Source organism: Pseudomonas parasichuanensis (assembly GCF_021601385.1).
Taxonomy (GTDB): domain Bacteria; phylum Pseudomonadota; class Gammaproteobacteria; order Pseudomonadales; family Pseudomonadaceae; genus Aquipseudomonas; species Aquipseudomonas parasichuanensis.
Window position 1 is genome coordinate 74,910 of sequence record NZ_BQHO01000016.1, and the last position, 21,655, is coordinate 96,564.

At 66.4% G+C, this 21,655-nt stretch carries 23 protein-coding genes and 1 tRNA gene; 11 read left to right on the forward strand and 13 right to left on the reverse strand.

Annotation, left to right across the window (positions count from 1 at the left end):
* The first annotated feature begins 19 nt into the window (after positions 1 to 19).
* Positions 20 to 850, forward strand: a complete 831-nt coding sequence (gene nudC / locus L6D77_RS14555) for an NAD(+) diphosphatase (RefSeq protein WP_232884262.1) — start codon at positions 20 to 22, stop codon at positions 848 to 850.
* Here nudC and L6D77_RS14560 read toward each other — a convergent pair.
* The 4 genes from L6D77_RS14560 to L6D77_RS14575 form a co-directional block, all read right to left on the reverse strand.
* Positions 818 to 1,597, reverse strand: a complete 780-nt coding sequence (locus L6D77_RS14560; protein ID WP_232884263.1) for a TSUP family transporter — start codon at positions 1,595 to 1,597, stop codon at positions 818 to 820. The genes nudC and L6D77_RS14560 overlap by 33 nt on opposite strands.
* Before the next feature lie 195 nt (positions 1,598 to 1,792).
* Entirely contained in the window at positions 1,793 to 3,145 is a 1,353-nt protein-coding gene (locus L6D77_RS14565) for a glutamine synthetase family protein (RefSeq protein WP_232884264.1), read from the reverse strand.
* A gap of 10 nt (positions 3,146 to 3,155) precedes the next feature.
* Positions 3,156 to 3,716: a helix-turn-helix domain-containing protein gene (locus tag L6D77_RS14570; RefSeq protein ID WP_232884265.1), complete on the reverse strand. Its 561-nt coding sequence runs from the start codon at positions 3,714 to 3,716 to the stop codon at positions 3,156 to 3,158.
* Complete coding sequence (locus L6D77_RS14575; RefSeq protein ID WP_232884266.1) at positions 3,709 to 4,998, reverse strand: NAD(P)/FAD-dependent oxidoreductase; 1,290 nt, start codon at positions 4,996 to 4,998, stop codon at positions 3,709 to 3,711. Before L6D77_RS14575 ends, L6D77_RS14570 begins: the two co-directional genes overlap by 8 nt.
* 223 nt (positions 4,999 to 5,221) lie before the next feature.
* On the opposite strand from L6D77_RS14575, the gene L6D77_RS14580 reads away from it, so the two are divergent.
* The 3 genes from L6D77_RS14580 to L6D77_RS14590 all read left to right on the forward strand — a co-directional run bounded on the left by L6D77_RS14580 (position 5,222) and on the right by L6D77_RS14590 (position 8,404).
* Positions 5,222 to 6,109 (forward strand): LysR substrate-binding domain-containing protein, encoded by an 888-nt coding sequence (locus L6D77_RS14580; protein WP_232884267.1) that lies wholly within the window; start codon positions 5,222 to 5,224, stop codon positions 6,107 to 6,109.
* A gap of 94 nt (positions 6,110 to 6,203) precedes the next feature.
* Positions 6,204 to 7,313 (forward strand): agmatine deiminase, encoded by a 1,110-nt coding sequence (gene aguA / locus L6D77_RS14585; protein ID WP_236170071.1) that lies wholly within the window; start codon positions 6,204 to 6,206, stop codon positions 7,311 to 7,313.
* Positions 7,313 to 8,404, forward strand: coding sequence for an extracellular solute-binding protein (locus tag L6D77_RS14590; RefSeq protein ID WP_232884269.1), 1,092 nt, complete (start codon positions 7,313 to 7,315; stop codon positions 8,402 to 8,404). The genes aguA and L6D77_RS14590 overlap by 1 nt, the downstream gene beginning before the upstream one ends.
* A 3-nt stretch (positions 8,405 to 8,407) precedes the next feature.
* On the opposite strand, the gene L6D77_RS14595 is transcribed toward L6D77_RS14590, so the two are convergent.
* The gene (locus L6D77_RS14595; protein WP_232884270.1) at positions 8,408 to 8,587 is read right to left on the reverse strand and encodes a hypothetical protein; all 180 of its coding nucleotides are present in this window, start codon (positions 8,585 to 8,587) and stop codon (positions 8,408 to 8,410) included.
* 154 nt (positions 8,588 to 8,741) lie between these two features.
* On the opposite strand from L6D77_RS14595, the gene L6D77_RS14600 reads away from it, so the two are divergent.
* On the forward strand, positions 8,742 to 9,485 hold the full coding sequence (locus L6D77_RS14600) for a peptidase C39 family protein (RefSeq protein WP_232884271.1): 744 nt from the start codon (positions 8,742 to 8,744) through the stop codon (positions 9,483 to 9,485).
* A gap of 135 nt (positions 9,486 to 9,620) precedes the next feature.
* On the opposite strand, the gene L6D77_RS14605 is transcribed toward L6D77_RS14600, so the two are convergent.
* Positions 9,621 to 10,904 carry an NAD(P)/FAD-dependent oxidoreductase gene (locus L6D77_RS14605; protein ID WP_232884272.1) on the reverse strand — a complete coding sequence of 428 codons (1,284 nt, stop codon included), beginning with the start codon at positions 10,902 to 10,904 and terminating at the stop codon, positions 9,621 to 9,623.
* Between the two features lie 202 nt (positions 10,905 to 11,106).
* On the opposite strand from L6D77_RS14605, the gene L6D77_RS14610 reads away from it, so the two are divergent.
* Positions 11,107 to 11,183, forward strand: a tRNA-Val gene (locus tag L6D77_RS14610).
* A gap of 166 nt (positions 11,184 to 11,349) precedes the next feature.
* Here the strand turns inward: L6D77_RS14610 and L6D77_RS14615 are convergent.
* The 6 genes from L6D77_RS14615 to L6D77_RS14640 form a co-directional block, all read right to left on the reverse strand.
* The gene (locus L6D77_RS14615; RefSeq protein ID WP_232884307.1) at positions 11,350 to 12,255 is read right to left on the reverse strand and encodes a MurR/RpiR family transcriptional regulator; all 906 of its coding nucleotides are present in this window, start codon (positions 12,253 to 12,255) and stop codon (positions 11,350 to 11,352) included.
* Between the two features lie 82 nt (positions 12,256 to 12,337).
* Positions 12,338 to 13,102 carry an ABC transporter ATP-binding protein gene (locus L6D77_RS14620; RefSeq protein WP_232884308.1) on the reverse strand — a complete coding sequence of 255 codons (765 nt, stop codon included), beginning with the start codon at positions 13,100 to 13,102 and terminating at the stop codon, positions 12,338 to 12,340.
* 19 nt (positions 13,103 to 13,121) lie between these two features.
* Positions 13,122 to 14,234 (reverse strand): succinylglutamate desuccinylase/aspartoacylase family protein, encoded by a 1,113-nt coding sequence (locus L6D77_RS14625; RefSeq protein WP_232884309.1) that lies wholly within the window; start codon positions 14,232 to 14,234, stop codon positions 13,122 to 13,124.
* A 9-nt stretch (positions 14,235 to 14,243) separates the two neighbouring features.
* Positions 14,244 to 14,942, reverse strand: a complete 699-nt coding sequence (locus tag L6D77_RS14630; protein ID WP_232884310.1) for an ABC transporter permease — start codon at positions 14,940 to 14,942, stop codon at positions 14,244 to 14,246.
* Between the two features lie 13 nt (positions 14,943 to 14,955).
* Positions 14,956 to 15,645, reverse strand: coding sequence for an ABC transporter permease (locus L6D77_RS14635; protein WP_232884311.1), 690 nt, complete (start codon positions 15,643 to 15,645; stop codon positions 14,956 to 14,958).
* Positions 15,646 to 15,669: 24 nt separating this feature from the next.
* Positions 15,670 to 16,446 (reverse strand): ABC transporter substrate-binding protein, encoded by a 777-nt coding sequence (locus tag L6D77_RS14640; RefSeq protein ID WP_232884312.1) that lies wholly within the window; start codon positions 16,444 to 16,446, stop codon positions 15,670 to 15,672.
* Between the two features lie 332 nt (positions 16,447 to 16,778).
* Here L6D77_RS14640 and L6D77_RS14645 point away from each other — a divergent pair, with 332 nt between their 5' ends.
* Positions 16,779 to 17,231, forward strand: a complete 453-nt coding sequence (locus tag L6D77_RS14645) for an HvfA family oxazolone/thioamide-modified RiPP metallophore (RefSeq protein ID WP_232884313.1) — start codon at positions 16,779 to 16,781, stop codon at positions 17,229 to 17,231.
* 79 nt (positions 17,232 to 17,310) lie between these two features.
* A complete protein-coding gene (locus L6D77_RS14650) occupies positions 17,311 to 17,730 on the forward strand; it encodes an organic hydroperoxide resistance protein (RefSeq protein WP_232884314.1) in 420 nt (139 codons plus the stop codon).
* Between the two features lie 33 nt (positions 17,731 to 17,763).
* Here L6D77_RS14650 and L6D77_RS14655 read toward each other — a convergent pair whose 3' ends face one another.
* Positions 17,764 to 18,693 (reverse strand): LysR substrate-binding domain-containing protein, encoded by a 930-nt coding sequence (locus L6D77_RS14655; protein WP_232884315.1) that lies wholly within the window; start codon positions 18,691 to 18,693, stop codon positions 17,764 to 17,766.
* Positions 18,694 to 18,834: 141 nt separating this feature from the next.
* On the opposite strand from L6D77_RS14655, the gene L6D77_RS14660 reads away from it, so the two are divergent.
* From L6D77_RS14660 to maiA, 3 genes are all read left to right on the forward strand, one after another.
* Positions 18,835 to 19,533 carry a fumarylacetoacetate hydrolase family protein gene (locus L6D77_RS14660; RefSeq protein WP_232884316.1) on the forward strand — a complete coding sequence of 233 codons (699 nt, stop codon included), beginning with the start codon at positions 18,835 to 18,837 and terminating at the stop codon, positions 19,531 to 19,533.
* 90 nt (positions 19,534 to 19,623) lie between these two features.
* Positions 19,624 to 20,979, forward strand: a complete 1,356-nt coding sequence (locus L6D77_RS14665) for an MFS transporter (RefSeq protein WP_232884317.1) — start codon at positions 19,624 to 19,626, stop codon at positions 20,977 to 20,979.
* A 19-nt stretch (positions 20,980 to 20,998) separates the two neighbouring features.
* A complete protein-coding gene (maiA, locus tag L6D77_RS14670) occupies positions 20,999 to 21,637 on the forward strand; it encodes a maleylacetoacetate isomerase (protein WP_232884318.1) in 639 nt (212 codons plus the stop codon).
* The last annotated feature ends 18 nt before the right edge of the window (positions 21,638 to 21,655 follow it).

Genomic DNA, 21,655 nt, shown 5'->3' on the forward strand with positions numbered 1-21,655 from the left:
CCTTCAAGGGACCGCAACCATGTCAGCACGCTGGACAACCGCAGTACTCGACCCGCAGATCACCGGGGGCCTGGCCGTCGCCCGCAGCCCGGAAGGGTTCCTGGTGGACGCCAACGGCGCGCTGTTCCCCCGCGACTGGCTCAAGCGTCAGGCACTGGACGTGCTGTGCGAGCATGGCATCGGCCACTTCGACGGCCAGCCGGTGTTCCTGCTCGAACTGCGCAGCGCCGGCGAGGTGCCGGGCTGCTCCTGGCAGGGGCTGCGCCGGTTCATGCTCGAAGGCGACTTCGACACCTACAAGGTGCTGGGCTATGCCGCGCAGATCGGCACCTGGGCCCGCGAGCACCGTTTCTGCGGCAGTTGCGGCCAGGCGATGGCGCAGATCCACTGGGAGCGGGCGATGTACTGCCAGCCCTGCGACCTGCGCAGCTACCCGCGCATTTCACCGAGCATGATCGTGCTGGTCACCCGTGGCGACGAGGTGCTGCTGGCGCGTTCGCCGCGTTTCGTGACGGGCGTTTACAGCACCCTGGCGGGCTTTGCCGAGCCGGGCGAGTCGGCCGAGGACTGCCTGGTGCGCGAGGTGCGCGAAGAGGTGGCGGTGGAGGTGCAGAACATCCAGTACGTTGGCAGCCAGTGCTGGCCATTCCCGCACTCGATGATGCTGGGTTTCCATGCCGAGTACGCCGGTGGCGAGATTGTCATGCAGCCGGACGAGATCGAGGATGCGCAGTGGTTCAACGTGCATGAACTGCCGCCGCTGCCGGCCGGGCGTTCCATCGCCCGTTACCTGATCGACTTGTATGTGGCGCGGCGCTTAGGCCTGGCCGAACCAGTGCTGCCACGCTAGGCGCACGGTCAACGCCAGCACCACGGTGATGAACACCGGGCGGATGAACTTGCTGCCGCCGCTGATCGCCGTGCGTGCGCCGAAGAAGGCGCCGACCATCACCGACAGGCCCATGCACAGGCCGACCACGTAATCCACCTGCCCGGAAATGATGAACACCGTCAGCGCCGCGATGTTGCTGACGAAGTTCATGCTGCGCGCCACGCCGCTGGCGCGGACCAGGTCAATGGGGTAGAGCAGCAGCGTGCTCACGGTCCAGAACGCGCCGGTGCCGGGGCCGGCGACGCCGTCGTAGAAGCCCAGGGTGAAGCCCTGGGGGAACTGCCATTTCTTCTTGATCGGCGCATCGGCGTCCAGCGGCGCCTTGGGCGTGCCGCCGAACAGCAGGTAGACGCCGCAGGCGAAGACGATCACCGGCAGCAACTTGTTCAGCCATTCGGCCGGCATGTAGTGGGCCACCACCGCGCCCAGCAGTGCGCCCGTCAGGGTGCCGACGATCGCCTGGCGCCACTGCGCCGGGTGGAACAGCTTGCGCCGGTAGTAGGTGATGCTGGCCGTGGCCGCGCCGAAAGTGGAGCTGAGCTTGTTGGTGCCCAGCACCAGGTGCGGCGGCATGCCGGCGGTGAGCAGCGCCGGGGTGGTCAGCAGGCCGCCGCCGCCGGCGATGGCATCGATGAAACCGGCGACGAAGGCGACCAGGGCGAGGATCAGCAGGGTGAGCGGTTCTACGGTGAGTTCGAAGGGCATGGGGATCGGGCAGGCGTAGAGGGCAGGGTGCGGCAAAAGGCCGCGCTAGAGGCCTGACATGGTAATCCCGGTAAGTATGTGACGCCAGTGCCGGCCTCTTCGCGGGTAAACCCGCTCCCACAGGCACGGCGCTGTACTTGAACACAGTGAGAACCTGTGGGAGCGGGTTCACCCGCGAATGGGCCAACGCAGCCCTTACAGGAACCAGCGATACTCCCGCGCACTCACCTCCTGCATGAACGCCAGATGGTCCTGGCGCTTGTTCTCGCAATACACCATCACGAACTCCGCCCCCAGCCCTTCATTCACCGCCGGATGCCCGCGCATGGCCGCCACCGCGCCGAGCATGTCCTTGGGGAAATCGATGCCGCTGCTGCGGTTTTCGTTCAGCGGCGCAATCGGCTCCTGCCCGGCATCGAGCCCGTGCTCCATGCCACAGAGGATCGCCGCCAGCACCAGGTAGGGGTTGGCGTCGGCCCCCGCCAGGCGATGCTCGATACGCAGGTTGCGTGGGTCCGACTCGGGGATGCGGATGCACGCATCGCGGTCTTCGAAGCCCCAGCTGGCGCGGCTGGCGGCATTGACCATGGCGCCGTAGCGGCGGAACGCGTTGTGGTTGGCAGCGAAGATCGGCATGCAGTGCGGCAGCAGCTCCAGGCAACCGGCCACCGCGTGGCGCAGGGGGCGCTGGTCGTTGGCCGCAAGCAGGTTGTTGCCTTGTTGGTCGTACAGGCTCACGTGCACATGCATGCCGCTGCCCGGCGCCTGCAGGTACGGCTTGCTCATGAACGAAGCGCGCAGCCCGTGCTTGAGCGCCACGCCGCGGGTACTGCGGCAGAACAGCGCCGCCCAGTCGGCGGCGCGCAGGCCGTCGTCGCAGTGGCCGAAGTTGATCTCGAACTGGCCCGGGCCCAGCTCGGCGGTGATGACGTTGGCGTCCACCCCCTGCGCGTTGGCGGTCTCGACCATGTCGCGCAGCACATCGGAGAACCGCGACAGGCGCTCGATATGCATGTTCGGCTGGTCGTCGGCATCGAGGCTGAACGGGTCGTGGGGGAACTGCGGCAGGCCCTCCTTGAGCGCCCGGTCGAACAGGTAGAACTCCAGCTCGAAGGCCACGACCGGGCGGATGCCGCGCTGCTCCAGGCGCTGCAGCACGCGGGCGAGCACTTCGCGCGGTTCGAATTCGATGGGGGCGGCGGTGCCGTCGGAGGTGATCAGCATCTGCCCCAGCGGCTCGCGCTCCCAGCTCACCGGCTTGAGGGTGCCGGGCACCAGGCGCCGTGGCGCGTCGGGGTCGCCGTCGTTGAAGCAGTAGTCGCCGATCGGGAACAGCCCGCCCTGCACCCCCAGCAGCACGCAGTTCTGCGGCAGCTTCAGCGGGCTGCCGGCGGCGACCTTTTCCAGCATGTCGATGGGGTAGCGCTTGCCGTAGAAGTGCCCGGGTATGTCCAGGCTGATCAGGTCGACGTAGCGCACCTGCGGGTGTTGGGCGCGGAAGGCGCGGACTTCGCTGAGCAGGTCGGGCATTGTTTTTGTAGTTGTCATGGTCATGCTCTTAACGGAAGACCCAGAGGACCCGGGTCGGCTCGGGGGTGAGGTTGGCGTAGCGGAACTGGCTGTGCGGCGGCAACTGGAAGCTGTCGTTAGGACGCAGGGTGACGGCCTCGTCACGGCCTTCGAGCCACAGTGTCAGCTCGCCTTCAAGGACGAAACCGCCTTGTTCGGAGCTGTCGTCCAGGTGCCCGTCGCCACTGCTGGCACCGGGGGCCAGGTGGCTTTCGAGCATGGCGAAGCGGCCCTTGAGGGTGGGCGAGACCAGCACATCGGTGACGCCGCCGGCGTAGTACAGGGTGCGCCGTTCGCCGGGGCGGGTGACCCAGTCGATCTCCCGAGGCGGCACGGCCTGGTAGAAGTAGGTGGTCGGCACCTGCAGGGCTTCGCTGATGGCGGTGAGGTCGGCCACGGTCGGGCGCGACAGGCCGCGCTCCACCTGCGAGAGAAAGCCCAGCGAGCGGTTGACCCGTCCGGCCAGTTCGTCGAGGGTCAGGCCGCGGTGCTTGCGCAGGTCGCGTACCAGCCGCGCCAGGGCTTGGCTGTCGTCGGTCGGCTCAGACATGGTCGCGCATCCTGTACCAGGCCTTGGCCGCGGCCTCCAGCGGGGCAGCCAGGAAGTCGCCGCCGGGGAAGCGACCGTTGTCGATGCCCTGGTACAGCGCCAGCAGGTCGTCGTCGCCGAGGATCGCATCGCTGACCGCCCGCGCCCCGGCCAGGGTCGGCAGCACACCGTGCCCGGAGAAACCTTGCAGCCAGTAGCGCTGGCCCTGGCGGCCGATGTCCGGGGTGCGTTGGATGCTGCAGTCGATGTGGCCGCCCCAGGCATGCTCGATGGCCACCCCGCGCAGTTGCGGGAACACCCGTTCCAGGTAGGGGCGGGTGGCGGCGGCGACATCCTTGGGGATGCCGCCCAGGTAGGTGCAGCCACCGCCGAACAGCAGGCGGTGGTCGGGGGTGAGGCGGAAGTAGTCGGGGACGAACTGGTTGTCGATCACGCAGCTGTTGCGCGGCAGCAGCGAGGCGGCGAAGCCTGCGTCCAGCGGCGCGGTGGCCACCTGGTAGGAGCCCACCGGCAACAGGCGCCGCGCCAGGTTGCGGTCGAGGCGGTCGATGTAGGCGTTGCACGCCAGCACCAGCACACTGCTGCGCACTTCGCCCTTGTCGGTGCGGGCGACGAAGCCTTCGGCGGTTTCCTGATAGTCGAGCACCTGGCTCTGTTCGAAGATTCGCCCGCCGGCTTGCTCGATTGTGGCGGCCAGGCCCTGGGCCAGTTTCAGCGGGTTGAGGTGGGCGCCGTTGGGGTCGAGCAGGGCAGCCTGGTAGCGCGGGCTGTCGATCCACTCGGGCAGTTCGTCGCGGCCGATCAGGCGCAGGCAGTCGTAGCCGAACTTTTCTGCCGCATCGCGTCGGGCTTCCTCCAGCAGTTTCACCCGCCGTGGCAGCACGGCAGTCCACAGGCTGCCGAGGCGGTAGTCGATGTCGAAGCCGTGGCGCGCCGGCAGCTCGGCCATCTCGCGGGCGGCCCAGCACATGCTGTCCCACAGGCGCCGGCTGCGCTCCAGGCCCAGGGCCTTTTCCAGCGGTGGCATGTCGCAGGACCAGCCCGGCAGGGCCTGGCCGCCATTGCGCCCGGAGGCCGCCCAGGCGACGCGGCTGGCTTCGAGCAAGGTCACGCGTTTGCCGGCCAGGGCCAGGCGCAGGGCGGTGTGCAGGCCGCTGAAACCGGCGCCGATGATGAGGATGTCGGTGTCGTGCTGGCCGTGCAGGGTAGGGCGCAGGGGGATGGCGCTGGGGTAGGTCTGGGCGTAGTAACTGGCGACGTGCTGGGCGGATTGCTTGAACATGCCGGTGCCTCGTGAAATTTGTTTTGATTATTTTCATGAAAAAATAGCAGATAAATTTCATTGCGCCAGTGGGGAGAAGTTGGGGATATGATCCGGGGACCGCGTTGCGGTCCTTTCGCGGCGCAAGGCCGCTCTACAGAGTCATGCGTATTCCTGTAGGAGCGGCATTGCGTCGCGAAAGGGCAGCGCAGCAGCCCCAATAACAAGCAAAAGACCCAAGCTCATGCGCCGCCTGCCATCCCTCACCGCTCTGCGCACCTTCGAATGCGCTGCCCGCCATGGCCACTTCGGCCGCGCTGCCGCCGAGCTGTGCGTCACCGACAGCGCCGTCAGCCACCAGATCCGCCAGTTGGAAGAACAGCTCGGCGTCGCCCTGTTCGAGCGCATCGGCCGCCAGGTGCGCCCAAGCGCCGAGGCCGAGCGCCTGCTGCACCACCTGCAGCAGGCCTTCGAACTGATCGGCAAGGCCTGCGACGAGCTGCGCGACCCGGCCTCCCAGGCCGTGCTGCGGGTGGCGGTAACGGCGGAGCTGGCGCAGAAGTGGCTGGTGGCGCGGCTGGCCGACTTCAGCAGCCGCTACCCGCACATCACCCTGCACCTGCACGACCAGCCGATCGATGCCGGTGCCCCCGCGCTGGACGTCGACCTGGCCATCACCTATGGCACCAGCACCCTGGATGCCAGCACCCACTTCGTGCGGCCCTTGCCGCTGCTGCAGTTTTTCCCTGTTTGCAGCCCGGGCCTGTTCAACCAGGGCGGCCTCAAGCGCCCGCGCGACCTGGTGCGCCACTGCCTGTTGCACGACGACCAGGACGGCCGCACCTGGACCACCTGGCTGGCCACCCACGCCGAGGACGCCTTGCCCACCCGCCAGCTGTATTTCCCCCACGCCGCCCTGGCGCTGGAGGCCGCGTTGCTGGGGCAGGGCGTGGCCATGGGCGATAACCTCACCTGCCAGGCCGACCTGCAAAGTGGCCGCCTGGTGCGCCCATTCAGCGCCAGCGTCACCGCCCAGGGGCAGTACGCGCTGGTGTGCGAGCGCTTGCGCCTGGAACGCGGCGCAGTGGCGCAATTCATCGAATGGTTCATCGAACAGCTGGGCGATAGTTGAATTGAGTTCAACTATCGCTGAGTTTTCATCGTTGGAAGGCAAAAGCGCTGCGGCGTAGCGTGCAGTCATCACTCACCGACCCCGAGGTTGACCCATGGCTCGTTCGCTCACCACCACCCCCAAGGCCGATGGTTTCCGCTTGCCCGGCGAATTCGAGGCCAAGGCCGGCTGCTGGCTCGGCTGGCCGGAGCGCCCGGATGTGTGGCGCAACGGCGGCAAGCCGGCGCAAAAGGTCTGGGTCGAGATCGTCACGGCCATCGCCAGCAGCGAGCCGGTGACGGTCTGCGCCTCCGCCGCCCAGTACGCCAATGCCCGCAACCTGCTGCCGGCCCATGTGCGGGTGGTGGAGATGACCTGCAACGACACCTGGTTCCGCGACAGCGGGCCGTGCTTCGTGGTCAACGACCAAAGCGGCGAGGTGCGCGGCGTGGACTTCGAGTTCAATGCCTACGGCGGCCTGGACGGCGGCCTCTATTACCCCTGGGACAAGGACGACCAGATTGCCCGCAAGATCCTCGAGATCGAGAACCTCGACCGCTACCGCGCGCCGTTGATCGCCGAGCTGGGCGGTATCCAGAGCGACGGTGAAGGCAGCCTGCTGACCACCGAGCAGTGCCTGCTCAACCGCAACCGCAACGCTCACCTGGGTAAGGACGAAGTGACCCGCCGGTTGCAGGACTATCTTGGCGCCGAGCAGGTGATCTGGCTGCCGCGTGGGTGCAAGTTCGATGAAACCGACGGCCACGTCGACGACCTGGCCTGCTTCGTGCGCCCCGGCGAGGTGGTGTTGCAATGGACCGACAACCGCGACGACCCGCAGTGGGAGATCTACCAGGAGGCCTACGACATCCTGCGCAGCACCCGCGACAGCCGTGGCCGCGAACTCAAGGTGCACAAGCTGCCGCAACCCGAGGTGCTGCGCTGGACGGCTGAGGAGGCGGCGGGCCTGGACCATGTCGATGGCACCCATGTGCGCCAGGCGGGCACGCAGATCTGCGCTTCCTATATCAATTACTACGCCGGCAACTCGGCGATCGTCGTGCCGCTGTTCGGCGACCGCAACGACAGCATCGCCCAAGCTACCCTGGCCGAGCTGTTCCCCGGCCACCGCATCATCGGCATTGAAAACAGCCGCGAGATCCTGCTCGGGGGCGGCAACGTCGCCTGCATCACCATGCCGCAGTACGCCGGAGGCCGCCGCTGATGAAACGCCTGGCCCTCGCACTCGCTTTGGGCTGCATCACGTCGGCGGCTTCGGCCGCCGACACCGACAAGCCCAGCGTCAACCTGTACATCTGGGGCGAGTACCTGGCCCCGGACACCCTGGCCAACTTCGAGAAGGAAACCGGCATCCGCGTGGTGGCCGACCATTTCGATTCGCTGGAAACCGCCGAGACCAAGCTGCTCACCGGCGGCAGCGGCTACGACCTGGTGCTCAGCGCCGGCCAGCACCTGAGCCGGGCCATCGCCAGCGGCGCACTGCAGCCGCTGGACAAGTCGCGCTTGCCACACCTGCAAGGGGTAGGGGAGGCATTTCTCGAGCACATGGCGGTGTTCGACCCGGGCAACCGCTATGCCGGCACCTATGCCTGGGGTACCACCGGCGTGGGCTTCCAGCAGCAGGCGGTTGCTGCGCGGCTGGCCGACGCACCCAAGGACAGCTGGGCGATGCTGTTCGACCCGCAGGTGGTGGCGAAATTCGCCGATTGCGGGGTGAGCCTGCTCAACGATCCCAACGAAGTGTTCGCCGCGGTGATGCGCTACATGGGCCTGGACATCAACCAGCAGCGCGTGGAGGACCTGCGGGCCGCCGAGGCGCAGCTGCGCAAGGTGCGCCCGTACATCCGCTACTTCGACAACGACCGCAACATCAACGACCTGGCCAATGGCGAGACCTGCGTGGCGATGTCGTGGAACGGCAACGTGGCCATCGCCCAGGCCCAGGCGCAGCAGGCCGGCAAGCCGTTCGGCCTGGACTACAGCATCCCCCGCGAGGGCACGTTGATCTGGCTCGATGCACTGGTGGTGCCCAAGGATGCACCGCACCCACAGGCGGCCTGGGCCTTGATGGACTACCTGATGCGCCCGGAAGTGATTGCGCCGATCACCGACACCATCCACTACGCCAACGCCATCACGGCGGCCGACAACTTGGTGGATGCGCAGATCCGCAATGCCCCGGGCACTTACCCGCCGGCTGAAGTACGGGCGCGGCTGTACAGCAAGAACGACAACAACAAGGCGTTCAACCGGGAACTCACCCGGGCGTTCAGCCGTTTGAAGAGCGGTACCTGAAAATCAATGCGCCCCCGCATGCCGCCGTGCACGGCGTGCTTGCTGCGGTTTGGCCAGGGGCTGCGCGGGCAGGTGGTGGGGATGGGAATGCCGCCGCACGATGCGCAGCACGCCCCAGAGCATGGCGGCTGCAACGCTGAGCCACATGCCGACCAACATGAGGATTGCCATGGACAGGGTCATGAATGCCTCCTTCTTCGTGACGGGCAGTGCGTCATCCCGGACACAGTTGTCAGTCTAGCCCGGCGCCTGTGACGTTCCATTGACCGAAGGTCTAGTGCTTGGGCCGTTTGGTTCCAAGCACGGCCCGGGCTATACCCGGGCGCGGTGGCGGCCTATGATCGGTGGCCATGGCCGGGCGGTATCCGCCTGGCGTCGGAACAAGCGAGTGCCCATGTTGCAAGACCTTCCCAAGTCCCGGGGCTTGAGCCCCCGTCGTCTGCTTGCCGCGTGCCTGGTGGCCGCGGCCTTGACCGGCTGCGCCAGTGCCCCCCCGGCGGCGCTCAAGAGCCTGCCGCAGCGGGTCGAGATCAGCAGCGTGCCGTTCTACCGCGGCAATGCCAACCACAGCGCATCGATGGCGCTGGCGGCGGTGTTGTCGGCCAAGGGCGCGCCGATCACCCCGGGCTTGCTGGACAAACCGCTGGGCCTGCCGGGGGCCGCTGAGTCGTTGGACAGTGCGATCCCCAAGGTAGCGCGTGAATACGGCATGGTCGTGTACCCGCTGGACAAGCGCCTTGATGCCTTGCTGACGCAAGTGGCCGCCGGTTACCCGGTGCTGCTGCGTTTCCAGGAGGGTTCGGCCTGGTGGAGCGAGCCGCGCTATGCCGTGCTGATCGGCTATGACCGCTACAAGCAGCGGGTACTGCTGCGCGCTGGCATGCACCGGCGGCAGTTGATGAGCTTCGACAGTTTCGAGTCGGCGTGGGCCAAGGAGGGCAGTTGGGCGGTGCTGGTGCAGTCGCCTCGGCAGTTGCCGGCCCAGGTGGATCGCCAGCGCTGGTTGCAGGCGGCGGATGAGCTGGCGCGCTCGGGGCAGGAGATTGCGGCGAAGCAGGCGGTCAATAGCCTGGGGCGGTGAAGGTGGCTGTTCCGGCCTCATCGCCGGCAAGTCGCAGCGGCGAACCGCGGCTCCCACAGGTACAGCGCATATCTTGAAATCAGCGCTGTCACTGTGGGAGCCGGCTTGCCGGCGATGAGGCCAGGCCTGGCTAGATCAGAAGCCCAGACGGTCACGCAGGCTGTAGTACCAGGCGCCCAGGGCGCTGAACGGTACGCGCAGCATCTGGCCGCCCGGGAACGGGTAGTGCGGCAGGCCGGCGAACGCGTCGAAGCGCTCGGCCTGGCCGCGCAGGGCCTCGGCCAGCACCTTGCCCGCCAGGTGGGTGTAGGTCACGCCGTGGCCCGAGCAGCCCTGCGAGTAGTAGATGTTGTCGCCAATGCGACCCACCTGCGGCAGGCGCGACAGGGTCAGCAGGAAGTTGCCGGTCCAGGCGAAGTCGATCTTCACGTCCTTGAGCTGCGGGAAGGCCTTGAGCATTTTCGGGCGGATGATCGCTTCGATGTTGGCCGGGTCGCGCGCGCCGTACACCACGCCGCCGCCGAAGATCAGGCGCTTGTCGCCGGTCAGGCGGTAGTAGTCGAGCAGGTAGTTGCAGTCCTCGACGCAGTAGTCCTGCGGCAGCAGGGTGCGGGCCAGTTCATCGCCCAGCGGCTCGGTGGTGATCACCTGGGTGCCGCACGGCATGGACTTGGCGGCCAGTTCCGGCACCAGGTTGCCCAGGTAGGCGTTGCCGGCGACGATGATGAACTTGGCGCGGACCTTGCCCTGCGGGGTGTGCACCACCGGGTTGGCGCCACGCTCGATGCGGATGGCTGGGGTCTGCTCATAGATGATGCCGCCCAGCGACTCGACCGCCGCGGCTTCGCCCAGGGCCAGGTTCAGTGGGTGGATGTGGCCGCCGCTCATGTCGAGCATGCCGCCGACATAGCTGTCGCAGGCAACTACTTCACGGATGCGCTTCTGGTCCATCAGCTCCAGCTGGGTGTGGCCGAAGCGCTCCCACAGGCGTTTTTGCGATTCCAGGTGGCCCATCTGCTTGCTGGTCAGCGCGGCGAACACGCCGCCGTCCTTCAGGTCGCACTGGATGTTGTACTTGGCCACGCGCTCGCGGATGATGCGCCCGCCCTCGAAGGCCATCTTGCCCAGCAATTGTGCTTCTTTAGGGCCGACGGTGCGTTCGATCACGTCGATGTCGCGGCTGTAGCTGTTGACGATCTGGCCGCCGTTGCGGCCCGAAGCGCCGAAACCGACCTTGGCGGCCTCGACGATGCTTACCTTGAAGCCGTTCTCCAGCAGGAACAGGGCGCTGGACAGGCCGGTGTAGCCGGCACCGATGATGCACACATCGGTTTCCACCTCACCCTGCAGCGCCGGACGTGGCGGCACCGGGTTGGCCGAGGCGGCGTAGTAGGACTGGGGGTAGGGGGTAGTGGCCATGCTCGAGGAACCTCGTGTTTTATATTTTTAACGAATGTACCGATGCTATCAATAATAATAAACACCCGCTAGTCGTCCGGTGAAAATCCTTTACGGCGACCCTGCCGCTATCCTTTTTCAAATATTTTTAAGATTCAGTAGCTTAGCGTGAAAAAAATCGTTGACAGCGATTTTGTAACGCGTAGAATGCGCCCCACACGACAGGCACATAGCTCAGTTGGTTAGAGCACCACCTTGACATGGTGGGGGTCGTTGGTTCGAGTCCAATTGTGCCTACCAAACAAAGCCCCGGGTTACCGGGCATCAGAAAGGGCGATCCGCAAGGGTCGCCCTTTTTGTTTGCGCAACATAAAAGCCATTGCACACCCCCTCTGTAGGAGCGGCCTTGCCGGGGCGCTCCTACAGTAAAGCTGTGCAAGGCAGTTGCTCCGCGTCAGATCCGTGACTAACCCCTGCTGCCCCTACCGCCAGGCACATGCAAATAGGCCATCACGCTCTCGGTCAGCTCGGTCGCCAGTTTCACCGCCTCCTTATTACGTGCCATGACGCCAGCCACCAACCCTTCGATCAACGCCAGCACGGCGATGTTTGAACTGGTCAGCACCGGATGGTCGGCAGGGGCGAACAGCACATGGTGGGCAATGGCGGTCAGTGGCGAGGCCGGTGAGTCGGTGATCGCCAGTACCGTGGCGTTGCGCTCGCGGGCATAGCGCGACAGTTGCAGCGTGTCCTGGGAGTAGCGCGGCAGGGCGATCGCCAGCAGCACGTCCTGTTCGTCGATCACCGCCAGGCGGTAGGCGGCGTTCTCGTTGCCACCTTCCATGCTGATGGCCAGGGCGTCGTTGCAGAACGGCACCAGCGTCGAAGCCGCCAGGCTGGCCAGGTAGGCGCTGTTGCCGAACCCCAGCACATAGACCTTGCGTGCCGCGAGCAGGCGCTTGACGAAGGTTTCGAAGGTGTCGGCCTGGTTGTTGCTGGCGGTGGTCGCCAGGTTGCTGCTGGCGCTCTGGATCTGCTCGTGCAGGCCGAAGTCGCCATCGGGGCGTTGGGCCAGCTCGTTGCGCAGCTTGTCCACCGGCGAGACCATCTGCTGCAGGGTTGTCACCAGCTCGGCCTTCATGCCGCTGTAGCCGCCCAGGTCCAGGGCCTTGGCCAGGCGATTGACCGCCGCCGGCGAGGTTGCCGTGGCCTGGGCCATTTCCTCGATGGTCAGGGTCGCGGCCTTCAAGGGGTGACGCAGGATATAGTCGGCGACCTTGCGCAGCGAAGGCGGCAGCTCGGTCAGGCTCTCCGACAATTTGCGCATGACCGGCGAGGCATACACGGTGGTGTTCTTCGAATGGCTCGGCATCCGGCGCGAAGCTCCCTGAAAAGTTGGGCCGTAGTGTATCCCAAGGCGCCCCGCGGCGGACGGCCGCAGAGCGCCGGAGGGCTTACTTGAGGCTGCCCGCGAGGAATTGGCGCAGGCGCTCGGACTGCGGCCGTGCCAGTACCTCGCGCGGGGCGCCGCGTTCTTCGGCAACGCCCTGGTGGAGGAACAGCAACTGGTTCGACACCTCCCGGGCAAAGCCCATCTCGTGGGTGACCACGACCATGGTGCGGCCCTCCTGGGCCAGGTCCTGCATCACCTTCAGCACCTCGCCGACCAGCTCCGGGTCGAGCGCCGAGGTGGGCTCGTCGAACAGCATGACCTCGGGCTCCATGGCCAGTGCCCGGGCGATTGCCACCCGCTGTTGTTCGCCTCCGGACATGTGCGCCGGGTATGCGTCGCGCCGGTGGCTGACGCCCACCTTGTTCAGGTAATGCTCGGCTTTTTCGCGTGCCTCCTTGCGGTTGATGCCCAGCACCTGCACCGGCGCCTCCATCACGTTGTCCAGTGCGCTCATGTGCGACCACAGGTTGAAATGCTGGAAGACCATGCTCAGCCGCGAGCGCAGGCGCTGAAGTTGCCGCGGGTCGGCCGCCCGTAGCCCGCCACGCGGGCATTCGCGCAACTTGAGTTGCTCGCCATTGACCAGGATCTGCCCGGCATTGGGTTGTTCGAGCAGGTTGATGCAGCGCAGGAAGGTGCTCTTGCCCGAGCCGCTGGAGCCAATGATGCTGATCACGTCACCCGCGTTGGCTGCAAGCGAAACGCCCTTGAGCACCTGGTGGCTGCCGTAGCTTTTATGCAGGTCCTGGATGTGCAGTTTGTTCATCGGTCGGTACTCGTAGGTATCAGTCGCTGAGCAAGCGACCCTGGCGGATGGGGGTACTGCCGGCGACCTTGGCCAGCCACAGGCCCGGTTGGGCAAAGCGCAGGCGTTCGCGGGCGTAGAGAACGCCGTCGGTGGTGGCCCGGACCACGCTGTGGCGATCACTGAGCGGGTCGATGACTTCGAACAGCGGGTCGCCGACCCGCACCTGCGCCCCGAGGGGTTGCAGGTAGCTGACCACGCCGGGGTGTTCGGCGTAGGCGTACTGGGCGCCAGCGAATGGCGTGGCCTGGCAGGCAAGCGCCGGTGCGCTCGGCCACTGGCCGCTGATCAGGCCCTGCTCGGCCAGGTAGCCGAGGATCTGCTCGGCGCTGGCCTGGCACTGCTCGCGGCCGGTGTCGGCCATGCCGCGCAGCTCGAGGGTGGTGGCCACGCAGGCCAGGGGGATCTCGGCCTGGGGGAAGTGCTTGCGCAACTGCAACCACGGCGCGGCACAGGCTTCATCGAACGCGTCGCCACCGGCACCCTCGGCCAGCAGCACCGCTTCGGCGCCCAGCCGAGCAGCCAGTGAGCGCAACTGCGGCCAGTGTTGTGGCATGGCGTAGAGCAGCATCACCGATTCGAAATCGCAGTGCAGGTCCAGCACCAGGTCGGCGTCGCAGGCGTGGCGCAACAGCAGGCGGCGCAAGCCGTCCAGCTCTGACTGCGCCGGCGGCAGGGCGTCGATGAGCTCGACCATGGCCTGGCGAACCGTTGCCACGTTGCTGGCCTCGTCGTCGCCCAGGCGACCTTCCAGGCGCGTGGTCAGTGCCTGGGTCAGTGCCGGGAAATCGCGGTTGAAGTTCTTGCCGCTGTTGAATTCGAAACGGCCCTGATGGGTGGCCTGGAACATCTGGCCGATGCCGATCGGGTTGGCCAGGGGCACCAGTTCGATGGTCCCGTTGAGCCGGCCTTGGGCTTCGAGTTCGAGCAGGCGCCGCTTGAGCTCGACGGCAACGCGCATGCCCGGCAGTTCGTCGGCGTGCAGCGCGGCCTGGATGTAGGCCTTGCGCGGCCCACTGCCAAAACGCAACACGCGCAAGGTCCGCTGGGTGCCGCAGGCGCTCCAGGGCAGGGTATGGTCAATGTGCTGCATGCAGGCTCCTTAGTGCTTGCGGGGGGCCAGGTAGGCCAGCCAGTGGCGCTCGGCCAGTTTGAACAGGCGCACCAGCAGGAAGGTCAGGGCCAGGTAGATCAGCCCGGCGGTGATGAACGCCTCGAAGGGCAGGTAGTAGCGCGCGTTGAAGGTTTTTGCCGCGCCGGTGATGTCCACCAGGGTGACGATCGAGGCCAGGCTGGTGGTCTGCAGCATCATCAGCACCTCGTTGCTGTACTGCGGCAGGGCCCGGCGCAAGGCCGAGGGCAGCAGGATGCGCCGGTACAGGGTCAGCGGTGACATGCCCATGGCGCGGGCCGCTTCCAGCTCGCCGCGCGGGGTTGCCCGCAGGCTGCCGGCCAGCAGTTCGGCGCTGTAGGCACCGGTGTTGAGGGCGAACGCCAGGCAGGTGCAGAAGGTCGCGCTGGACAGGTACGGCCACAGTGGGCTTTGGCGCACGGCTTCGAACTGGGCCAGGCCGTAGTAGATCAGGAACAGTTGCACCAGCATCGGCGTGCCGCGGATCACATAGGTATAAAGCCAGGCGGGGTAGCGCAGCAGGCAGCGGCGCGACACCCGCATCAGCCCCAGGGGGATCGCCAGCGCCAGGCCACAGGCCAATGAAATCAACAGCACCTTGAGGGTCAGGGCAATGCCGTTCAGGTACAGCGGCAGGTTCTGCCAGATCAGCTGGTAGTCGAGCATCATCGCAGCGGCTCCCTTACAGCTCGGCGGCTTTGTAGCCGACCGAGTAACGTTGCCCCACACCGCGCAGCAACAGCAGCGACACACTGGTCAGCAGCAGGTACAGCGCCGCCACGGTGAGGAAAAAGGTGAATGGCTGGTGGGTGGCGTCGGCCGCGTTCTTGGCCTTGAACATCATGTCCTGCAGGCCGATCACCGAGATCAGCGCGGTGGACTTGGTCAGCACCAGCCAGTTGTTGGTGAACCCCGGCAGCGCCAGGCGCACCATCTGCGGCAGGCTGATCCGCCAGAACACCTGCAGGCCGCTCATGCCATAGGCCATGCCGGCTTCGGCCTGGCCCTTGGGTATGCCCAGGAAGGCGCCGCGGAAGGTCTCCGACAGGTACGCGCCGAAAATGAAGCCCATGGTGCAGACCCCGGCAATGAAGGGGTTGATGTCGATGTACTGCGTGTAACCCAAGGCCAGCGCCAGGCGGTTGACCAGGTCCTGGCCGCCGTAGAACACCAGCAGGATCAGCACCAGGTCAGGGATGCCGCGCACCACCGTGGTGTAGACCTCGCCCAGCGCCGCCAGCCACTTGAGGGGGGACAGCCGGCAGGCGGCGCCGAACAGGCCCAGGCCGATGGCCAGCGCCATGGCCAGCAGGGCCAGTTCGATGCTCAGCCAGGCACCCTCGAGAATGCTCGCTCCATAGCCGTGAAGCATGATGAAAACCCTCGCAAGCCAGCGTTACTGGCCGTAGATATCGAACGGGAAGTACTTGCTCTGCACCTGCTGGTAGGTGCCGTTGGCGCGGATCGCGGCGATGGCGGCGTTGAGGCGCGCCAGGTTGGCCGTGTCGCCCTTGCGCACGGCGATACCGGCGCCACGGCCGAAGTACTGGGGGTCGCTGATGTCGGGCCCGACCAGGGCAAAGCCTTGGCCGGCGGGGGTCTTGATGAAGCTCTCTTCGGTGTTGACGATGTCGGCCAGGGTGGCGTCCAGGCGCCCGGACACCAGGTCAAGGAAGGCTTCGTTCTGCGAGGCGTAGCGCACCACTTCGACGCCAGCCGGCTCCAGTTGCTCGGTGGCGAAACGGTCATAGGTAGAGGCGCGCTGCACACCTACCTTGCGGCCCTTCAGGTCCACGGCAGGTACGTTGAGCTGGCTGCCGGCCTTCATCGCGAACTTGCCGGGGGTGTGGTAGTAGCGGTCGGTGAAATCGACCGACTTGAGGCGATCTTCGGTGATCGACATCGACGACAGCACGGCGTCGATCTTGCGCACCTTCAGCGACGGAATCATCCCGTCGAACTCCTGGATCACCCACTGGCACTTGACCTGCATCTGCGCGCACAGGGCATTGCCGATGTCGTAGTCGAAGCCGGCGAGCTCGCCTTCGGGCGTGCGGTAGGAGAAGGGCGGGTAGGCCGCCTCGATGCCGATCCGCAGGCTTGCTTGGTCGGCGTGGGCGAGGGCGCTGCAGGCACAGAAGGCCAGTGCGCCGAGAAGTCCGGTCTTGTTCATGTTATCGACTCCGGTGGGTGGGCAATGCCGCCCAGCGCTGCACGGGCGAGGGGTCGGCGGGATTGAAATTGACACAATTAATTTCACAAATCAATACAGTGAAAATAAACATGTCAAAAAGGCGATGCCCGGTTCACCTCGGTGGCCGCCCCAACCCGGGGATGTATCTATTTGTATCCACATCTTGCCTTGGCAACCTCGCTTACAAATACCGCCACCGATGGATACGCCGCGGATACACGCCTGGGGCCAAATGCGTCAGCCCGAACGCAAAGCCTGCCGGCGACGTTCCGGGTTTTCATGGCACAACCCAACCGCTATCGGAGCAACACATGACCAACACCAAGACTCGTATCGGCCTGCTCACCATCGCCCTGGTGGGCGGTATCAACCTCACTGCCTCGGCCTTCGCCGTGGAGGCGCTGCCCCAGGGCTACCAGGTGGCCGCCGCTGGCAAGGCCGCGGAAGGCAAGTGTGGCGAGGGTAAATGCGGCGCGGGCGCAGCCCAGGCCAAGGGCGCCCAGACAGAAGGCAAGTGCGGTGAAGGCAAGTGCGGCGATGCCTCCTTCGCCCGTACCGACACCGACCACGATGGCCGTGTCTCGCGCGCCGAACTGCTGGCGGTGGCGCCCAAGGCCAATGCCGAGTTCGACGCCATCGACGCCAACCACGACGGCTACCTGTCGGAAGGCGAGGTGTACCAGTTCCGCAAGGGCCAGTTCGATGCCAACGGCAAGCCATTCCCGGCCGACCTGTACAGCAAGCTCAGTCAGGCCAAGAACTGACCCACGGCACTGCCCAAGGCACGGCGCCGGGCACCTGGCCCGGCCAAGCCATCCCCTCTCTCTGTGAAGGAGCAGCACCATGACCCAGCAGACCACCATCCTCTACACCGCCCGCACCCACACCAGCGGTGGCCGTGACGGGCGCGGCCAGGCCATCGACGGCGAGCTTGACCTGGCATTGAGTCCGCCCGGCTCCGGCCGCCCTGGCAGCAACCCCGAACAGCTGTTGGCCATTGGCTGGTCGGCCTGCTTCATTGGCGCCCTGCGCCGGGCCGGGCAGAAACTCGCAGTGCGCATACCGGAGGGTGTGGCGGTGGATGCCGAAGTCGCCCTGGGCAACAGCGCCGACGGCGGTTTCATCCTGGCTGCCCAGCTGACCGTGCACTTGCCTGGCCTGGCGGACGCGCAAAAGAACGCCCTGGTGGCGCAGGCCCATCAGATCTGCCCGTACTCCAAGGCGACGCGTGGGAATATCGAAGTAGGGTTCGTCATCCCGTGAACGTATCGAGCGGCAGGCCCGGTGCGTGGGGCGCTACTCCAGCAAGCGCAACTGCTGCTGCGAGGCCTTGAGCAGGCACTGGCGAAAATCCAGCACCGCCTCATCGATGTAGGGCTCGTCGCGCCAGCACACGCCGATGCAGCCTTCGGCATCCACCACGAAATCCAGCGCCTTGACCAGCCCGCGGTGAGTGAAGTGCTCGGCCACCCGGCCGGACGCCACCGAAAGCATGTCGCTGGTCTGCAGCAACCACAGGTTGGCCATCAGCGACGATGATTCGACCCGGCTGGGCAGCGGCTTGAGCCCGGCGTTGCTCAGCGCCGAGTCCAGGCGCTGGCGGATGGGCGTGCCTTCGGGCCAGAGGATCCAGTCGAACGCCCGCAGGTCGTCCCAGCTCAGCTGGGTGCGGGTGGTCAGCGGGTGGCCGGGGCGGGCGATCACCTGCATCGGTTCGCGGAACAGCATCTGGCTGTGCAGCGAGGCGCGTGGCTGGTAGCTGTCCAGGCGGCCGATCACCAGGTCCAGCTGGCCCAGTTCCAGGCGTTCGAGCAGCACGTTCATGGTGCTTTCCTGCAGCGACACATGGGCCCGCGGGTGCATCTGCAGGAAGTAGGCGATGGCATCGGGCACCAGGCTTGGCGCCGAGGCCGGTGAGGTGCCGATGGCGATGTTCGGTGCGCTGCCTTCCTTGAGTGCGTCCATGTTGCTTTGTGCCCGCTGCATCTCGCTGAGGATGCGCCGCACATGGTTGATCAGCAGCTCACCCTGCAAGGTCGGGCGCAGGCCGCGGGCGTGGCGCTCGAACAGGCTGGTGCCGGCGTCTTCCTCCAGCTCCTTGAGCCATTTCGACAGGCCGGGCTGGGTGGTGTTGGCGTTGCGCGCGGCGTCGCTGATGCTGCCGGTTTCGGCCAGATCGATCAGCAGGTGCAGGTGGCGCAGGCGCAGTCGGGTGGTCCAGGTCATGGCTTTAGCTATACGAATAAATGTATGGATGCATGGGAAAATATCATTATTCGGATAAGGGTCGCAGGTTTTTAATGGGTCACCGCCGGGGCGCTCCATAGGCCCCGGGCAGCCTGAGCCACTCATTACCTGGAGCCCTCCATGCGCTACGTGTTCGAGCCGCAAGCCCCGGTGACCCTCGCGGTCGCCGGCAGTGAGCAGCAATTTCCGGTACGCCGCGTCTACTGCGTAGGCCGCAACTACGCCGCCCATGCCCGCGAAATGGGCTTCGACCCGGACCGCGAGCCGCCGTTCTTCTTCTGCAAGCCCGCCGACGCGGTCATCCCCGTAGCCTACGGCCAGGTGCTGGAGCTGGCGTACCCCGCGCAGACCGACAACTACCACTACGAGATCGAGCTGGTGGTGGCCATCGGCAAGGCCGGCCGCGACATCCCCCTGGAGCAGGCCAACGACCATGTCTATGGCTATGCCGTGGGCCTGGACATGCCCCGCCGCGACCTGCAGATGAAGATGCGCGAGATGGGCCGCCCGTGGGAGATCGGCAAGGCCTTCGACGCCTCGGCGCCGATTGGCCCGCTGCACCCTGCCAGCCAGCTCGGCCATCCGGCCCGGGCCGGCCTGTGGCTGCAGGTGGATGGCGTGGACAAGCAGCGCAGCGACATCGACAAGCTGATCTGGTCGGTGCCGGAAACCATCAGTTACCTGTCGCGCTTTTTCGAGTTGCAACCTGGCGACCTGGTCATGACCGGCACCCCCGAAGGTGTCGGCCCGGTGGTCGCCGGCGAGCGCATGAGCGGGGGCGTCGAAGGCCTGGGTGAAATCCAGGTCGCTGTCATCTGATCCGCTCCGGGGCCGGCGCCACGACCGCCGGCCCCGACCCTTTCGGCCATTCACGGCCCGCCCTGCCTGGCGGGGCCGGAGGATCCACCCATGACTTCCACGGATAACAACAACAGTGTGGATGTGCAGGACTTCATCGACAGCCGGCCGGTCGGCCGCTATCAGTGGCTGATCCTGAGCCTGTGCTTTCTGGTCACGGCCATCGATGGTCTGGACACCGCTGCCGTCGGTTTCATCGCCCCGGCCCTGCGCGACGAGTGGGGGCTGACCGCGGCGCAACTCAATCCGGTGCTGGGCGCCTCGTTGCTGGGGCTGATGGTCGGCGCCTTCATCGCCGGCCCGCTGGCCGACCGCTTCGGGCGCAAGCGCGTGCTGTTGCTGTCGGTGCTGTGCTTCGGCAGCTGGAGCCTGGCGGCCTGTTTTGCCCAGGATGTGGAGGGCCTCACCGTCATGCGCTTTCTCACCGGGCTGGGCCTGGGTGGCGCCATGCCCCAGGCCATTACCCTGACCTCTGAATATTGCCCGCAACGCCGGCGCGCCGTGCTGGTCACCAGCATGTTCTGCGGTTTCACCCTGGGCTCGGCGCTGGGCGGCGTGATCGCGGCGCACTTGGTGCCGGTGCATGGCTGGCGCAGTGTGTTGTTGCTGGGCGGCGTACTGCCGCTGTTGTGCCTGCCGCTGCTGTACATCTGCCTGCCTGAGTCGGTGCGCTTTCTGGTGCAGCGCGGCGCGCCGGCGCAGCGGATTACCGCCATTTTGCAGCGCATTGCCCGGCAGCCGTTGCCGGCTGATCAGCATTACGCCATCGACCGGGGCGCGAGCCTGCCGGGCCAGTCGCCGGTGCGGCAGATCTTTTCAGGCCGGCAGCGGGCCGGCACCTGGCTGCTGTGGACGACGTTCGGCATGAGCCTGCTGATCATCTACCTGATGACCAGCTGGCTGCCGACCCTGGTCAAGGACACCGGCCTGTCGCTGAGCCAGGCCGCCCAAGTGAGTGCGCTGTTCCAGCTGGGCGGCACCCTTGGTGCAGTGCTGCTCGGCGCCGCGATGGACCGTTGCAACCCGTTCCGCGTGCTGGCCACGGCCTACCTCGGCGGCGCCCTGTGCCTGCTGCTGATCGGCCTGGGCCACCAGCACCTGCCGCTGTTGGCGCTGGGGGTGTTCGGCATGGGGTTCTGCATCAGCGGCTCCCAGGTCGGTGCCAACGCCCTGGCCGCCAATTTCTACCCCACTCGCATGCGCTCGACCGGCATCAGCTGGGCCCATGGCGTGGGCCGTATCGGCGCGGTGCTCGGCACCCTGGGCGGCGGCTGGATGCTGGCCATGGGGGCGGGGTTCAGCGCGATCTTCTGCGTGCTGATGCTGCCGGCCTTGCTGGCAGGCGCCGCGGTCCTGGCCATGGGCCTGCGATACGGCCGGGCGTCGGCGCCGGTCACCGTACATTGATCTGGACAGGAACACCTTCATGAAGCTGCACAGTTTCTTCAACAGCTCGACCTCCTACCGGGTGCGCATCGCGCTCGCCCTCAAGGGGCTTTCCTATGCCCATGCAGGTATCAACCTGCGCGAGGGCCAGCAGCGCAGCCCGGCGCACCGCGCGCTCAGCCCGATCGGCGGCGTGCCGGTACTGGAAGTGGAGGGCGCGGTGCTTACCCAGTCGCTGGCGATCATCGACTACCTCGACCTGCAGCACCCCGAGCCACGGCTGATCCCGTCGGATGCGCTGCAGCGTGCCCGGGTGCTGGAAATCGCCAACCTGATCGGGTGCGACATCCACCCGCTGAACAACGTGCGCGTACTCAACTACCTGCAGAACGTAATGGAAGTCAGCCCCGAGCAGAAATCGGCCTGGTACCGCCACTGGGTAGCCGAAGGCCTGGCGGCGGTCGAGACGTTGCTCGAGCGCAATGGGCCGGGTGATTTCTGCGTGGGCGACACGCCAACCCTGGCCGACTGCTGCCTGGTGCCCCAGGTGGCCAACGCCGAGCGCATGGGCTGTGAGCTGTTCGCCTACCCCCGGGTCATGGCCATCTACAGCCAGTGCCTGGAGCTGCCGGCGTTCCAGGCAGCGGCGCCGCAACGCCAGCCCGATTTCATCGCATGACCCGGGCGCAGGTTCCTG

Bases quoted from the DNA above. Each gene is read 5' to 3' on its own strand.
- L6D77_RS14590 (WP_232884269.1), top strand. From the start codon at position 7,313: ATGAAACGCCTGGCCCTCGCACTCGCTTTGGGCTGCATCACGTCGGCG.
- L6D77_RS14620 (WP_232884308.1), bottom strand. From the start codon at position 13,102: ATGAACAAACTGCACATCCAGGACCTGCATAAAAGCTACGGCAGCCAC.
- L6D77_RS14605 (WP_232884272.1), bottom strand. From the start codon at position 10,904: ATGGCCACTACCCCCTACCCCCAGTCCTACTACGCCGCCTCGGCCAAC.
- L6D77_RS14650 (WP_232884314.1), top strand. From the start codon at position 17,311: ATGACCCAGCAGACCACCATCCTCTACACCGCCCGCACCCACACCAGC.
- L6D77_RS14660 (WP_232884316.1), top strand. From the start codon at position 18,835: ATGCGCTACGTGTTCGAGCCGCAAGCCCCGGTGACCCTCGCGGTCGCC.
- L6D77_RS14655 (WP_232884315.1), bottom strand. From the start codon at position 18,693: ATGACCTGGACCACCCGACTGCGCCTGCGCCACCTGCACCTGCTGATC.
- maiA (WP_232884318.1), top strand. From the start codon at position 20,999: ATGAAGCTGCACAGTTTCTTCAACAGCTCGACCTCCTACCGGGTGCGC.
- L6D77_RS14595 (WP_232884270.1), bottom strand. From the start codon at position 8,587: ATGACCCTGTCCATGGCAATCCTCATGTTGGTCGGCATGTGGCTCAGC.
- nudC (WP_232884262.1), top strand. From the start codon at position 20: ATGTCAGCACGCTGGACAACCGCAGTACTCGACCCGCAGATCACCGGG.
- L6D77_RS14565 (WP_232884264.1), bottom strand. From the start codon at position 3,145: ATGACAACTACAAAAACAATGCCCGACCTGCTCAGCGAAGTCCGCGCC.
- L6D77_RS14580 (WP_232884267.1), top strand. From the start codon at position 5,222: ATGCGCCGCCTGCCATCCCTCACCGCTCTGCGCACCTTCGAATGCGCT.
- L6D77_RS14665 (WP_232884317.1), top strand. From the start codon at position 19,624: ATGACTTCCACGGATAACAACAACAGTGTGGATGTGCAGGACTTCATC.
- L6D77_RS14640 (WP_232884312.1), bottom strand. From the start codon at position 16,446: ATGAACAAGACCGGACTTCTCGGCGCACTGGCCTTCTGTGCCTGCAGC.
- aguA (WP_236170071.1), top strand. From the start codon at position 6,204: ATGGCTCGTTCGCTCACCACCACCCCCAAGGCCGATGGTTTCCGCTTG.
- L6D77_RS14645 (WP_232884313.1), top strand. From the start codon at position 16,779: ATGACCAACACCAAGACTCGTATCGGCCTGCTCACCATCGCCCTGGTG.
- L6D77_RS14575 (WP_232884266.1), bottom strand. From the start codon at position 4,998: ATGTTCAAGCAATCCGCCCAGCACGTCGCCAGTTACTACGCCCAGACC.
- L6D77_RS14615 (WP_232884307.1), bottom strand. From the start codon at position 12,255: ATGCCGAGCCATTCGAAGAACACCACCGTGTATGCCTCGCCGGTCATG.
- L6D77_RS14570 (WP_232884265.1), bottom strand. From the start codon at position 3,716: ATGTCTGAGCCGACCGACGACAGCCAAGCCCTGGCGCGGCTGGTACGC.
- L6D77_RS14630 (WP_232884310.1), bottom strand. From the start codon at position 14,942: ATGATGCTCGACTACCAGCTGATCTGGCAGAACCTGCCGCTGTACCTG.
- L6D77_RS14560 (WP_232884263.1), bottom strand. From the start codon at position 1,597: ATGCCCTTCGAACTCACCGTAGAACCGCTCACCCTGCTGATCCTCGCC.
- L6D77_RS14625 (WP_232884309.1), bottom strand. From the start codon at position 14,234: ATGCAGCACATTGACCATACCCTGCCCTGGAGCGCCTGCGGCACCCAG.
- L6D77_RS14635 (WP_232884311.1), bottom strand. From the start codon at position 15,645: ATGCTTCACGGCTATGGAGCGAGCATTCTCGAGGGTGCCTGGCTGAGC.
- L6D77_RS14600 (WP_232884271.1), top strand. From the start codon at position 8,742: ATGATCGGTGGCCATGGCCGGGCGGTATCCGCCTGGCGTCGGAACAAG.